Origin of the sequence: Saccharibacillus sp. CPCC 101409, from assembly GCF_030518235.1 — a bacterium.
GTDB lineage: Bacteria > Bacillota > Bacilli > Paenibacillales > Paenibacillaceae > Saccharibacillus.
In genome coordinates this window covers 427774-441204 of the sequence record NZ_JAULSA010000004.1, presented here as the reverse complement: position 1 = coordinate 441204, position 13431 = coordinate 427774, and the positions used below count along the sequence as shown (strand labels likewise).

Here is a 13431-nt window from a genome sequence, read left to right as displayed (position 1 = left end):
GATCGTTTTGTATCCGCTTACTTCGCAACGAAATCAGAAGATCACGGAGGGATTGTACATGGTTAAAAAGACGGCGTTTTATGCACTTGCCTACGCTTTGCTGCTCGGTTTGTTCGCTTCCGCTTCGCCTTCCGCCAAAGCGGCGACAACCAATGTCAAAAGTATCTTCCTGTTCAAAGATGTGATGCAGTCCAATACGAACGCGCTGAAAACTTCCGGCTTCAACACGCTGCTTATTTTCCGGATCGGGGTGCTGGCCAACGGCAATCTGGTTTACTACTCGACGGGAAGCGCGGGCGAAGCGGTCGACGTTCCGGTCGTCACCAACGGTTCGTATGTCGGCGGGACGGCGCTCGCAAACAAGATCAAATCGTTCAAGACCGGTACGACAAGCATCAACCGGGTAGAGATCTCGCTGGTGTCGCACGACACGACGTTCCAGAATATCCGCACGCTTATCAACGCCAACGGAACGGGTTCCGGCACGGCTTTGTACAAGAACTTCAGCGCTTTGAAAACGGCCTGGAACCTCGACGCGCTCAACAACGACGACGAGTCGGTGTACGACGTATCGAGTACGGTCGGCTTCGCCAAAATGCTCGGCACGATCGGATATAAATACTCGATCGCGCCGTATACCAATTCCAGCTTCTGGGCCAACGTCAAGAACCAGATCAACACGGCCGTTCCCGGACTGCTCGACCGCGTGTACCTGCAAGTATACGACGGCGGAGCGAGCAATAATCCCGGCACCTGGCAAACGGCGCTTGGCATGAAAGTCATCCCGATCGTCTGGGTGACGAACGACGCCAAGCCGTCGCAGGGCAATACCGCGGCGCAGGCGCAGACCAAGTTCGCCAACTGGTACTCGCAGTATGCGGTGGCCGGCGGCGGGTATTGGAACGACTACGATATCGAGAAAATGGGTTCTTCGTACACGTCCTACGGAAACGCTTTGACCGCCGTTTTCCAATAAACGCAGCGCGCGTACAGTCTGGATGAACGGTTGGATCGAGCCCTTTACCATTCGTACAGCCAAGCGGGAATCCCGGTCTTTGCCCTTCGCGGCAGCCGGGATTTTTTCCGTTCGCGGCCTGGCGCGAAGGGCTTCTGCCGGTATGCTATAATCGGAAAGAAAAGGAAACTTGAACGAGGAGGCGGGGAAGCATGAAGCCGAGAATCACGGTATTTACGCTGGGCGTGGACGATCTGGAGCGGGCGACGGCATTTTACCGGGACGGGTTGGGGTTCGCCACGGAAGGCATTATCGGAAAAGAATTCGAGTACGGTGCGGTGGCGTTTTTCGATCTGCAGCCGGGGTTGAAGCTCGCGCTCTGGAACCGCAGCAGCATCGCGCACGATACCGGTCTGGAGCAGGCTCCGCCGAGCCCGACCGAATTCACTCTGGGCCATAACGTCGGCAGCCGTGAAGAAGTGGACGCGGTTATGCGTACAGCGGAAGCGGCCGGCGCGCGGATTACGGTCGCGGCGCACGAAACGTTCTGGGGCGGCTATTCCGGTTATTTTCAAGATCCGGACGGGCATGTGTGGGAAGTGGTGTGGAATCCGCAGTGGGAATCGGAAGCGGAGCGTTGAGTCGATGAGCAGGAGGGACTTATGAGAATGAACAGGCTTCTTTGGGTATGGAGAGCGACCTCGCTGATCGTTGCCGCAGTCGGTCTGGTTGTGCTATTGAACAGTGTGGGGATGGGGCTCGAGAAAGCGGACGATTTTGCGGCAGCCAAACAAAACAGCGGAATCATTGTGAATTCGGTCGAATATGGTGTCGTTCGATCCGGACATATTCTGACATTCGCCGCGATCGGCGGCATTCTGCTTGCGGTCGGATTGTTCCAGGGGCTGAGGCCGTTTAGCCGCGAGGAACAAGAAGCCTGGACGGCCAACTCGCATCGGCGCGAGCAGGAGCTTCCGAGAATCGACAAAGCCTCCAGAGTGATTCAAGCTTCGCCGCAGACGGTATACGAAGCGTTCTTGAACCCCGAGGTACTGGTCTCCTGGCTGCCGCCGGACGGGATGAAAGCGGTCGTCCATACATTCGATGTCCGCGAAGGCGGCGTTTACCGGATGTCGCTGATTTATATGGATGCGGAGCACGCGGGCGCGGGCAAGACTTCGGCGGATACCGACGTCGTGCAGGGCCGGTTCGTCGAGCTGGTTCCGGGCCGAAAGATCGTGCAGACGGCCGTGTTCGAATCGGACGATCCGAAGTTCGCGGGCGAAATGCGCATGACGTGGCAGCTGACGGAGATGGGCGGCATTACGCGGGTAACGGTGCTGTGCGAACAGGTGCCCGAAGGCATCTTGCAGAAGGATCATCAGAGAGCGTTGGCTTCAACGCTTGGGAATCTGGCGAAAGCGGTGGAGAGCGACCGGTAGCGCAGAAGGAGGAGCCGCTGCTTCAAGTCTTTCAAAAGCAGACCGGATCGCGTTTATCTGGCATTATGCCATGCGAAACAGACATGCTGACATTCTGTTCGCGCCGGTTATTTCCTATAATAAAGAGGTTTACGAATCCGCTTATCAACAGTTTGAAACGGAGGATTTTCCATTGCCTATTTTCTATGATTCCCAAGCTCAAGTCTTTCATCTGCAATCGGCCGCGTCCAGCTATATTATCCAGCTCGTGCAGTCGGCGCATCCGGCGCACGTGTACTGGGGGCCGAAGCTGGCGCAGGAGTCGTTCGATAAACATCTGCATTCGATCGAGCGCGCATCGTTCAGCCCGACGCTGAGCGCGGACGCGCCGCATCTTTCGTTCGATACCCTGCCGCAGGAGTATCCGTCTTACGGCAGCGGCGATTTCCGCGAACCGGCTTTCGCGGCCCGCTACGTCGACGGATCGACGGTCAGCCGCTTCGTCTACGACAGCCACGAGATCGAAGCCGGCAAGCCGAAACTCGAAGGACTGCCCGCTACATATATTGAAAAGGAAGACGAAGCGGACACGCTGCGCCTGACGCTGCGCGACGAGCTGACGGGTCTGAAAGCGGTGCTCAGCTACACCGTGTTCCACAAGCTCGACGTTATCGCGCGCTCGACGCGCTTCGTCAACGAAGGAGCGGAATCGATCGCGCTGGGCCGCGCGCTGAGCGCAAGCGTCGACTTCGACCACAGCGAGTTCGACTTCCTCCAGCTGTCCGGCGCATGGACGCGCGAGCGCCATATTTACAAGCGCGAGCTGGTGCCGGGCATTCACCGCATCGACAGCAAGCGCGGGTCGAGTAGCCATACGCAGAACCCGTTTATCGCGCTGCTGGCGAAGAACGCGGGCGAAGACCACGGCGAGGTCTACGGCTTCAGCCTGGTGTACAGCGGCGGCTTCCTGGGGCAGGCGGAAGTGGACCCGTTCGGCACGACGCGCGTGCAGATCGGCATCCAGCCGTTCGACTTCGAATGGAAGCTGGAAGCCGGCGAGTCGTTCCAGACGCCGGAAGCGGTGCTGGTGCGTTCGTCCGAAGGACTCGGCGGCATGTCGCGCATCTATCACAAGCTGTACCGCACCCGTTTGAGCCGGGGACAGTTCCGCGACGCGGCCCGTCCGATCCTGGTCAACAACTGGGAAGCGACGTACTTTAACTTCAACGCGGACAAGATCAAAGAAATCGCGGCCGCCGGCCAGGAGCTGGGCATCGAATTGTTCGTGCTCGACGACGGCTGGTTCGGCAAACGCGACAGCGACAACAGCTCGCTCGGCGACTGGGTCGAAGACAAGCGCAAGCTGCCGGAAGGCCTGGCGAAGCTGGCAAACGAAATTACCGGGACGGGCATGCAGTTCGGCCTCTGGTTCGAGCCGGAGATGGTGTCCCCGAACAGCGATCTGCACCGCGCCCATCCGGACTGGTGCCTGCATGTGCCCAACCGCAGCCGCACCGAAGCGCGCCAGCAGCTGATTCTCGACCTGTCCCGCGAAGACGTGCGCGACTATATCGTCGATTCCGTCTCGAAAGTGCTGGAATCCGCGCCGATCACGTACGTCAAATGGGACATGAACCGCAATATGACGGAGATCGGGTCGGAACTGCTGCCGGCCGAGCGCCAGCGCGAAACGGCGCACCGCTACATGCTCGGCCTGTACGACGTGCTGGAGCGCATCGTGTCGAATTTCCCGCATATCCTGTTCGAGAGCTGCTCGGGCGGCGGCGGACGTTTCGACCCGGGCATGCTTTATTACATGCCGCAAACCTGGACGAGCGACGACAGCGACGCGGTGGAACGCCTCAAGATCCAGTACGGCACCAGCATCGTGTATCCGGCGAGCAGCATGGGCGCGCACGTCTCCGCCGTGCCGAATCACCAGGTCGGACGCGTAACGCCGCTTGAGATGCGCGGTCACGTCGCGATGAGCGGCAACTTCGGCTACGAGCTGGACCTGGCCCGGTTCGGCGAAGAAGAGAAGCAGGCGGTCAAAGAGCAGGTCGGCCTGTACAAAGAACTGCGCGAGCTGATTCAGTTCGGCGACTTCTACCGGATCAAAAGCCCGTTCGAAGGCAACGATACGGCCTGGGCCTATGTGTCGGAAGACCGTTCGCAGGCGTTCGCCGCTTACTTCCGCGTGCTGGGCGAACCGTACGCGCCTCTGCGCCGCCTCAAGCTCAAAGGGCTCGATCCGAACAAGCGCTACACGGTCGAAGGGAATATCGGAGGCGGCGAGACCGGCGCCGTCTACGGAGGAGACGAGCTGATGCACCTGGGCTTGTCGCTGCCGTCGATGTGGGGAGACTTCCAGAGCGTGCTGTATGTGATTAAAGAAGCTTAAACCTCAAAAGGACTTCACTTTCGCTTAGGAGCGAGAGTGAAGTCCTTATTTTTTTCAGCCTCAGATCGCCAGATCCCGCAGATCGTGCTCCATCAGCAGCAGATTGTTCTTGAGTTCTTTCATTCCGCTGCGCGACAGTCGGCCGGCTTCGAACATCTGCTGGATCTGGTCGCGTTCCAGCTGGATGCCGATCCGCGCGATTTCGTCCAGCTCGTCCATATCCACCGCCGGCCGCTCCCGAGGCCCCGTATTCGTTTCCGACGATCTCGCGAGGCGTCCCGTCATCTGCTCGTACCGGAGCAGCGAGCCGCTCAGGTCTTCGATATCGAATTCCGACTGCGGCGCCGACATTTCCGCTTTCAACCGATCGATCACATAATCGCTGACGCGCGCTCTGAACGCTTCTTTGTCGGCCCGTCTTTCGTTGAACCGCAAAGCGGCGGGACCCGCCACCTCGGACAATTCTTTCATGCTGCCGCTCGGCAGCAGCGGAGTGCCGGCTTTGTACAGCGGGTCGCGGGTGAACCGGAACAGCAGGGAGTTCAACCGCCGCAGGTAACGATAGGCGCTGAACGAATTGACGCTGTGATCCTGAATCGCGCGTACCGTATATTCTTTTTGCCATTTCAGCGTTTGGACGAGCAGGGGATGCACTTCGGGCTTTCGGCTGTCGCTTCGTTTGAGCTTGCGGATGCGCTGGTGATACGTGCCGATGATCGTCCGCACCGCCGCGCTGTTTTCCGTCGTAACCTGTTCGTTGAGCGAAGCCATGACGCTGCGCATAATCTCCAGCTCGACTTCGCTTTCGTCGTTCTGTGCTTCCGCTTCGTTTTCGATCAGCAGCGGCAGCAGATAGTTGGCGGCCAGCAGCGTCCACAGGATCACGCCCGCGGCCAGGAAGATGATGAGGTTGCGCTGCGGAAACTCGCTGCCGTTGTCGAGCAGGAAAGGCAGCGACAGGGTACTGGCAAGCGTAATCGTTCCGCGCACGCCGGCCAGGCTGAAGATCAGCGCGTTCTTGAACTTATTGCCCTTCGGCTCTTCGTCCGATTGACCGACTTTGGTGATGAGTACCCAGATAAAACGCAGGCCGAGCAGCATTACCGTAAGCAGCAGCGTATACGCGATCACCGCCAGATTGTTGATTTCTTCGCTTTCCCAGACGACTTTCACGATCTCCGGCAGCTGGGTGCCCAGCAGCAGGAAGACCAGTCCGTTCAGCACGTACACGATAACCGACCAGGTGCTTTTGGATACGATATTCAGCCGGGCCACTTCGGGATTCAGCTTGCGGTATCCGAAGGAGTGGGCGATACCCGCGCTGACCGCCGCCAGGATGCCGTTGACTCCAAGTTCTTCCGCCGTCAGGAAAATGATAAACGGCGTCAGCACCTCGATCAGCATATGCAGCGTCACGTTCTCCATGCCGAGTTTGCGCAGCCAGGTGACGAAGATTTGTTTGGCAAACGTCATCAGCAGACCGAGCACGATTCCCCCGATCGAAATACCGACAAAAGCGAGCCCCGCCGACTTCAGCGAGAACGCTCCGGTCACCATCGCCGCGGCTGCAAACTGGAACGACACCAGGCCGGACGCGTCGTTGATCAGCGATTCGCCTTCGAGGATCTTCATGGTGCGGTGCGGAATGACCACTTTGTCTTCCAGCGCCCCGACCGCGATCGCATCCGTCGGCGCAAGCGCGGCGGCCAAAGCGAAAGCGGCGGCCAGCGGAATCGCGGGAATCAGCCAGTTCAGCATATACCCCAGCAGACCCACCGTGAAGAACACCAGTCCCAGCGCCAGCAGCAGGATCGGCTTTTTCAGCGTCCACAGCGTTTGCCTGTCCGACATTCGCCCGTCGTTGAACAGCAGCGGCGCGATAAACAGCAGCAGGAACAATTCCGGATTGAGCTGAAGTTCGAAATGGACCGCGGGCAGGAAGGTAAGGCCGACGCCCAGCGCAATCTGAATGATCGGCACCGATACCGAAGGAATAAACCGGTTGATCAGATTCGACAGGGCGATCGCCGACAGCATCAGCAGAATGAGTTCGAAAATTTCCAGGAAGATCACCTTCTTTTCTGAATTCGGTAAAGATTCACATTTTGCTTAACTTTAATTTTATCGGATAGGGTTGTCTTTTGCGACAGACTTGCGGCTGAAATTGGAGGTTTTTTAAAAAAGGGAACCAACACAACCGTCATCTCGAACGTTGAATACAGATAAGCGTAAAAGGAGGAACAAGCATGGCGATTATCGGTATTCTGGGCACCATCCATCATCCGCCGCTGAGGGAGCAGTACAATCTGCCGCTGTCTCTGTACCGGGAGGTTATCGAGGAATTTGCGCCCGATCTGATCTGCGGCGAAGTGCATCCGCTGAGCTGGCAGAGATACCTGGAGCATCCCGGGGACAAAGGATACTGGGGCGAACCGGCCAGCGAGTACTGGGAGCTGATCTTCCCGCTGTGCGAAGAACGGGGGATCGGGTTCGTCCCGATCGACTGGTTCGAGCTGGATGTCCTGCAGCAGTTCGACACATTCGCCGGCATCCCGGAGAAGCGGCGGACGGAGCTGGAACGGCGGGACGACGAGTGGTTCGCGGAGCAGTTGGGTACGTATGCGGCCGGTAGGATTCCTTTTAACTCGCAGGCTTTCGACGACGCGACCCGGCGCAAATACGACTGGCGAGCCGGCATCAACCCGGAAGGCCAGAACGTCAACTGGACCGCGCGCAACCAGATCATGATTCAGCGTGTGAAAAATACATACCGCGACCATCCCGGCAAACGCATTCTGTGCGTTGTCGGCGCGGACCACAATTATCTGTTCGCGGAAGCGCTGGGGAAAGAGCCGGTGGAGCTGGTGTATCCGCTGAGATGAAGGAAACGGACGGGACCGAGAATGCAGAGGCACAGTTCTACTGTTCCGGTTGGCCTGCGCTTCGCTGACGGATCGAGATGACGCTTATAACTCAAGAAGTGCCTTTTTTGAACGTTTGGAGCAGGCTTCTGAAGGACACGCGATCCGTTATGGAAAAATAGGCGCTGTGCAATCTCGTTTTCCATAGTAGAATAGCTTATCCGACGATGAGGGGAGAACGATTTATGCAGGCGCTTCAACGGTTTTACCGGCTTTTTCTGACCGAACCCGTATGGTTTAAAATTCTGGTCGTTTCCATGCTTCTGATTGCCGTCGTGTTCAGCAGCAGCGCGTTCGACGGTACGTTGCGGGGAAGCGCGAAGCTTGTGACTTGTCTCAATCAGATGTAAGGTTTCGCCCGCCTGAATCGCACCTAAACCATGTGCAATCCAGTCGAACAAAACCCCGCTATTTAAGTAAGACAAGTCACTGGCGGCCGCCGTGTTGTTCGGCGCTTATGCGTTCCGTTTGCGCGCGAGCCGGCAGACTTTTATCGTGCTGGCAGCTTTGTCGGCGCTGTGCGTTTATTTGGCGGGGAGCACGTGGCTGCATATGCGGTAAAAGCGGGAGATTGCTTGTCGAAAAAGGAGGAGCCGTTTATGAAAGAATCCGCGATCGTCGTCCCTTACGACGAATCCTGGCCGGAAGAATTCCGCGCGATCGGCTCGAAGCTGCGATCCGCGCTCGGAGACGAAGCGGTTCGGATCGACCATATCGGTTCGACGGCGGTGCCGGGTCTGGATGCCAAGCCGATTATCGATATTCAAATTTCGGTGCGCGCGCTTGAACCGATGACGTACAAAGGCGGACTCGAAGCGGCCGGATACGTGCATCGCGCGGACAATCCGGATCGGACCAAACGTTATTTTCGCGAAGGTCCCGGCCTGAAACGAACCCATATCCATGTGCGCGAAGCGGGCAGCTGGTCCGAGCAGTTCGCGCTGCTGTTCCGGGATTTCCTGAAAGCGCATAACGAATACCGGGAGCTGTATGTTCGGGAAAAATACACGCTGGTGCGCCGCTATTCCCGGCCGCACGAACGCGAGCTGTACGTCGAAGGCAAAGATCCGGTGATCTGGCGCATCATGCGCGAAGCGAGCGGATGGAGTCAGCGAACGGGCTGGAAACCGGAAGCAGGCGACGCCTGATCGGCCCGGCCCCATGGAGGTTATCACGCATGCAGCAAAATCGAAGACGCAACCGGATGGGCAAAGGTAAAAAGATTTTAATTGTTCTCGCCGTTCTGTGTTTGCTGGCCGCCGCTTACAGTCTGACGTATCTGCCTCGTCACGTCGTTCGCCTCGATGCGGATCGCGTAAACGAAATCGTCGTGTTTAACGGCAGTACCGGGCGCCGGATCGAAATCTCGGATCGAGATGAAATCCGGCATATTGTCGAGAGCCTGAACGATGTCGTTTTTCAAAAAGATAAATTGTCGGTCGGGTACATGGGTTACGGACTGCGGACGACGTTCATAGATGCAAAGGGCAAACGGATCGACGAGCTGATTATCAATTCGGATAAGAGATTGCGATACAGAGGATTTTTTTATAACGCTTATAACGGCCAAATGCCCCACGGCGAGCTGCTGCAAAAGTTCGAGTAACCCGGAAAACGGGTTATACAAGATTAGATACATAGACGCATCGGGAGGAGTCGGGTCATGGTCAATCATATGAGCAGCATCGGATTCGAGGCGGATACGCAGGAAGAATTTCAGCGGGCGGCGGAGTATGCGTACGAGCACGGACAGCGCATCGAGACGCCGAAAGGCGCTTATATCCGGCTCGAAGCGGGCGGCGGCGCGGAACTTTGGCTTCAACTGGATCGCGAACAGTCGGTTGTCGGATTGAACCCGCATTTCGGCGGAGCTTCTGCGACGACCGTTAATCTGACTGCGGAGATCGCACGCGAAGGCGAGAGCGAGCTGGACGGTTCGTTCCATGGCTGGGCCAATCCGCAAACGGATCTTCCGGAGGATGGAATGTTCCCTTTCGTTTTCGACGTGCCGGATCGCGACCTCCACGGCGAATTCGTACTGCCCGCGCACCGAAAGGTGCAGTTGGCGGCGTTTGCGCACGAGTTGGATATTTACGACAACGAGGAAGCGTTTGCGCGCAAACAGGAAGAAGAATCGCCGGATCAGATCAAGTTCGCTCCGGAATCGTTTATGCCCACCGGTTTATTTGGAGACGAAGGGGCCGAGCCGCGGGCGGAAGCGCTGTTTGCCGGCAAAGTGCTGCGCGGCGGCTGGATTCGCAACGATGCGAGCGGGCAGTTTTTCTACTGGATGCTGGTGCAAACGCTGGGATGCGAGATCGATGTGGTTGCGGATAAAAGACTGGTCGGAGAGCGCGAAGTTCCGGAAGGCGCTATCGTGCAGGGAACGTTTTGGTTGAGCGGACGGCTGTTGGAGCACGAGTAGGCCGAGAGTAGACAAGGAGGCAATACAAATGGAAGTGAGCGGTCTGATCCCTATTTTGCGCATATTCGACGAGCACCAAGCCAAAGCGTTCTACGTGGATCTTCTCGGTTTCGGCATTGATTGGGAACATCGTTTCGAAGAAGGCATGCCGCTTTATTTCCAAGTGTCCAGAGGTCCGGTCGCGCTGCATCTGTCCGAACATAACGGCGACTGCAAGCCGGGAGGGGCGGTGCGCATCGAGGCGCGGGATCTCGAAGCGCTGGGCGAAGAACTGGCGGCGAAGCATGACGGCAGTCTGCGGCCGCAGATTCAAGAGAAACCGTGGGGAATGAAAGAACTGGGTCTGACCGATCCGTTCGGCAACCGCGTGATTTTCTATGCGCGGCAGGGCGGGGACAGGGATGAGGAGGATGAAGGACTGAAGCCGTGAATCGTTTACTGATTATGACCGTAGGCAAAACGCACAGCGGCAAAAGCACGTTCGCCCGCGAGCTGGAAAATCTGTTGCCGAACTCGCTTATGATCGACCAAGACAACCACGCCGAATTCGTCAACACGCATTATCGGAAGCTGATTCCGCCCGCCGGCGAAAACGTGCTTAAACATACAGTCACGCAGGCGGTGGTCGACTACGCGGCGGACCGGACCGACAAGCATGTGATCCTGTGCAACGCCAACCGCAGCCGGAAGGCGCGGGTGTCGATCCTGGATGATTTTCGGGCAAAAGGATTTACCTGCGTGCTCGTCCACTTCGACATCCCGGATGAAACGCTGATCGAGCGGGTGCGTGCCACTACGCGCAGCAAAGCGATCTTCCGCAGTGCCGCCAGCTTCGAGGAAGTGCTGCTTCGCCAGCAGGCGCAGTCTTCGAACGAAGATTTGTCCGCTCCCGCGGCCGAAGAAGCCGAGCATCTGTTTATCGTCAAACACGCTGCGGAAACGGAAAAGGTTCTGCGGCGAATCGTCGATCTTGTTTCCTGCGGACGGCAGCGGGCTTAACCCGTCGGCCGTCTTTTTTTGTTGTATACTAGAATTTTGATTCGGATTCTTTTTATGAAAAGTTTATTTTATAAAAAGAAATGAAATTATAAATCTTGTATACAAGATCAATTAGAAATAAAATGTATGCTATATATTCGACTGGAGAGTAGTGTATCCGAACCGGTAAAGCGAAAACCGGTTGACCGGCCTTTTTACATGTAAAACAACCTATCGGCCTACCGCAGCGTCTATAGAGAAGAGAAAAAGAAATATAGGGAGGCGGTGCGGTTGGGAATCATGCAAAAAGATATTTATGTGCGGACGGATTCTTCCGATCTGTGGTGGGGTGTGTATGAACTCGGTTCTTATGCGGTATGGGAAGATATTCGCATTTACGATAACCAGGACGAAGAGGCGGAGCGAATCGGATACTTCTGTCTGTGTACGCGCCAGTATTTGTTAAGCGCGATCGAGGAATTGGGGGACGATCCCGACGAACGCGAGCATGTGGAAGAAATGCAGAGTTGTCTGGATGAAGGCGTACTGCATGTACATTACTCGTACGATCATCCCGCAGAAGGCAAGCCCGACGAACTGACTCACGATAACCTGCCCGTCGACGAACGCGGCGTCCGTCCGCATTATCTCGAACTATGGGTTCCTCGGGCCGACGCTATAGACCTTGAGATGATCGAGGAGTGTGTGCGTTTCTTTTGCGAAAAATTCCTGAACGTCCGGGCAGACGCGGTTCGTCATCTTTCTCCTATGGGAAAAGAAGAAGCGTTAAGCGAATATCTGGAGCATCAGCCGATCCCGGGCCGCCAAATTCAATTTGCGGAATCGCTGGTGGACGAAATGAGGCATGCGACATCCAAAAGCCGGGAAGATGTGCTGCGGATACTTGGCAATAGTGCGCGAATATAGGCGGATGAAGCGTACAAGAAAGAAGGAGTGGACTTATGAAAAAAAGCAAACGGATCGCAACCTACTGCGCCTGCGCCGCCGGGCTGACGCTGTTGTTCGGAATCGGGGTTCCAACCGCGAAATACGGAACGGATACCGCGCTCGCGATGGCGAAGCTCAATGTAACGGATGCGTCCCTGGTTCCGCTGGAGAGCGCCAGGCGCTTCGACTTCTATCTGGCGAAAGACCGGCAGGCCGTTAATGAGCTGCAGGCTTTGATGAGCGATCGCGGCTGGACTTTCGAGGAACAGAACGGCTCCGGCTACTTTTTCCGCAAAGGCGGCGAGCAGACGGTCGTAACGACTAAACAGCTGTCCAGGCATACCGTCCGGATTCAGATGGATAAAGATATTTGAGGTTTGCAGCAAGCCCGGCTTACTTTTTCGACCGTCTATGGCTGCATAATGAAGCGTAGAGCAAAGCGTCGACGCTTCTTCAATAGACAAACGATGAAAGGATGGATTCCATGAGCAAAATCGCTTTTCTCATCATCGACCTGCAGACGGTTCATCTGGAAGGCGTACCGCAGCCCAAGATCGACGGAGCCTGCGAGTACATCAACCACGCTGCCGATCTGCTGCGGACAGGCGGTCATCTGATCGTGCACGTGCAGGACATCGAAGGCATGGAAGAAGGCAGCCGCGAAAGCTACCAAACGATTCCCGCCGTCACGATGAACCCGACCGACGTGATCGTCACCAAAGAAACGTCGAACGCATTTTGGAATACGGCGCTGGAACAGATCTTGAACGAGCAGGGGATCGAGCTTGTGATTCTGGGCGGTTTCGCGGCCGAGCACTGCGTGCTGTTTACCTACAACGGCGCGATCGAGCGCGGATTCAAGCCTGTCATTTTGCAAAAAGGGATTATCAGCCGCCACGATGACGTTATTACGGCGACTTACCGGGACCGGAATCTGATTTCTTATCCGGTAGTCGAGTGGCTGACGAAGAAACCGGAAGCTTAACGAACGGGAGGCGATACGATAGATGCAGCGGATTTACGTGGATATCGACGCTTTATCCGACCGGGAAATCCGGGAGATTCTGGAGCGGGGCGATCCCGGCGAACTACGTCTGCTGCCGTTTTCGGTCGGAATGTATCACCGGAACTGGAAGTATGCGCAGCGGATTTGCTTGGACTTGACGCAGCATGAAGACGCCAACGTACGGGCGAACGCCGTTTTCGGCTTTGCGCATATTGCCAGAACCAAAGGCTGCCTGGATAAAAGGTTGGTCAAACCCGTGATTCTGCGCGAACTGCGGGAGAACCGCCTGAATCGCGGCATGATTAAGGATGCGATCGGCGACATTAATCTTTTTATGAAATGGGATCTGGCGCGCAAGCATAGGAAAGATTATTGA

The 13431-nt window shown here is 56.6% G+C and carries 16 protein-coding genes; 15 read left to right on the top strand and 1 reads right to left on the bottom strand.

Going from position 1 to position 13431, the window contains the following annotated elements:
• Positions 1-58 precede the first annotated feature (58 nt).
• The 4 genes from QWJ34_RS12275 to QWJ34_RS12260 all read left to right on the top strand — a co-directional run bounded on the left by QWJ34_RS12275 (position 59) and on the right by QWJ34_RS12260 (position 4777).
• Positions 59-976 (top strand): hypothetical protein, encoded by a 918-nt coding sequence (locus QWJ34_RS12275; protein ID WP_302728092.1) that lies wholly within the window; start codon positions 59-61, stop codon positions 974-976.
• A gap of 191 nt (positions 977-1167) precedes the next feature.
• Positions 1168-1596: a VOC family protein gene (locus tag QWJ34_RS12270; protein ID WP_302728090.1), complete on the top strand. Its 429-nt coding sequence runs from the start codon at positions 1168-1170 to the stop codon at positions 1594-1596.
• Positions 1597-1623: 27 nt separating this feature from the next.
• Positions 1624-2397 (top strand): SRPBCC family protein, encoded by a 774-nt coding sequence (locus tag QWJ34_RS12265; protein ID WP_302728088.1) that lies wholly within the window; start codon positions 1624-1626, stop codon positions 2395-2397.
• 172 nt (positions 2398-2569) lie between these two features.
• Positions 2570-4777, top strand: a complete 2208-nt coding sequence (locus tag QWJ34_RS12260) for an alpha-galactosidase (protein WP_302728086.1) — start codon at positions 2570-2572, stop codon at positions 4775-4777.
• A gap of 60 nt (positions 4778-4837) precedes the next feature.
• Here QWJ34_RS12260 and QWJ34_RS12255 read toward each other — a convergent pair whose 3' ends face one another.
• The gene (locus QWJ34_RS12255) at positions 4838-6850 is read right to left on the bottom strand and encodes a Na+/H+ antiporter (RefSeq protein WP_302728084.1); all 2013 of its coding nucleotides are present in this window, start codon (positions 6848-6850) and stop codon (positions 4838-4840) included.
• A gap of 173 nt (positions 6851-7023) precedes the next feature.
• Here QWJ34_RS12255 and QWJ34_RS12250 point away from each other — a divergent pair, with 173 nt between their 5' ends.
• The 11 genes from QWJ34_RS12250 to QWJ34_RS12200 all read left to right on the top strand — a co-directional run bounded on the left by QWJ34_RS12250 (position 7024) and on the right by QWJ34_RS12200 (position 13431).
• Entirely contained in the window at positions 7024-7659 is a 636-nt protein-coding gene (locus QWJ34_RS12250) for a hypothetical protein (protein ID WP_302728082.1), read from the top strand.
• Positions 7660-7883: 224 nt separating this feature from the next.
• Positions 7884-8048, top strand: coding sequence for a hypothetical protein (locus tag QWJ34_RS12245; protein WP_302728080.1), 165 nt, complete (start codon positions 7884-7886; stop codon positions 8046-8048).
• Between the two features lie 249 nt (positions 8049-8297).
• A complete protein-coding gene (locus tag QWJ34_RS12240) occupies positions 8298-8846 on the top strand; it encodes a GrpB family protein (RefSeq protein ID WP_302728078.1) in 549 nt (182 codons plus the stop codon).
• A gap of 29 nt (positions 8847-8875) precedes the next feature.
• Positions 8876-9304, top strand: coding sequence for a hypothetical protein (locus tag QWJ34_RS12235; RefSeq protein WP_302728076.1), 429 nt, complete (start codon positions 8876-8878; stop codon positions 9302-9304).
• A gap of 57 nt (positions 9305-9361) precedes the next feature.
• Positions 9362-10123, top strand: coding sequence for a hypothetical protein (locus tag QWJ34_RS12230; protein WP_302728075.1), 762 nt, complete (start codon positions 9362-9364; stop codon positions 10121-10123).
• 28 nt (positions 10124-10151) lie between these two features.
• Positions 10152-10553 carry a glyoxalase superfamily protein gene (locus tag QWJ34_RS12225; RefSeq protein WP_302728074.1) on the top strand — a complete coding sequence of 134 codons (402 nt, stop codon included), beginning with the start codon at positions 10152-10154 and terminating at the stop codon, positions 10551-10553.
• Positions 10550-11122 carry an ATP-binding protein gene (locus QWJ34_RS12220; RefSeq protein ID WP_302728072.1) on the top strand — a complete coding sequence of 191 codons (573 nt, stop codon included), beginning with the start codon at positions 10550-10552 and terminating at the stop codon, positions 11120-11122. The genes QWJ34_RS12225 and QWJ34_RS12220 overlap by 4 nt, the downstream gene beginning before the upstream one ends.
• Positions 11123-11392: 270 nt before the next feature.
• Positions 11393-12028, top strand: a complete 636-nt coding sequence (locus tag QWJ34_RS12215) for a hypothetical protein (protein WP_302728070.1) — start codon at positions 11393-11395, stop codon at positions 12026-12028.
• A gap of 35 nt (positions 12029-12063) precedes the next feature.
• A complete protein-coding gene (locus QWJ34_RS12210) occupies positions 12064-12423 on the top strand; it encodes a hypothetical protein (RefSeq protein ID WP_302728068.1) in 360 nt (119 codons plus the stop codon).
• A gap of 110 nt (positions 12424-12533) precedes the next feature.
• Positions 12534-13034 carry a cysteine hydrolase family protein gene (locus tag QWJ34_RS12205; RefSeq protein WP_302728066.1) on the top strand — a complete coding sequence of 167 codons (501 nt, stop codon included), beginning with the start codon at positions 12534-12536 and terminating at the stop codon, positions 13032-13034.
• 22 nt (positions 13035-13056) lie between these two features.
• Entirely contained in the window at positions 13057-13431 is a 375-nt protein-coding gene (locus tag QWJ34_RS12200; protein WP_302728064.1) for a hypothetical protein, read from the top strand.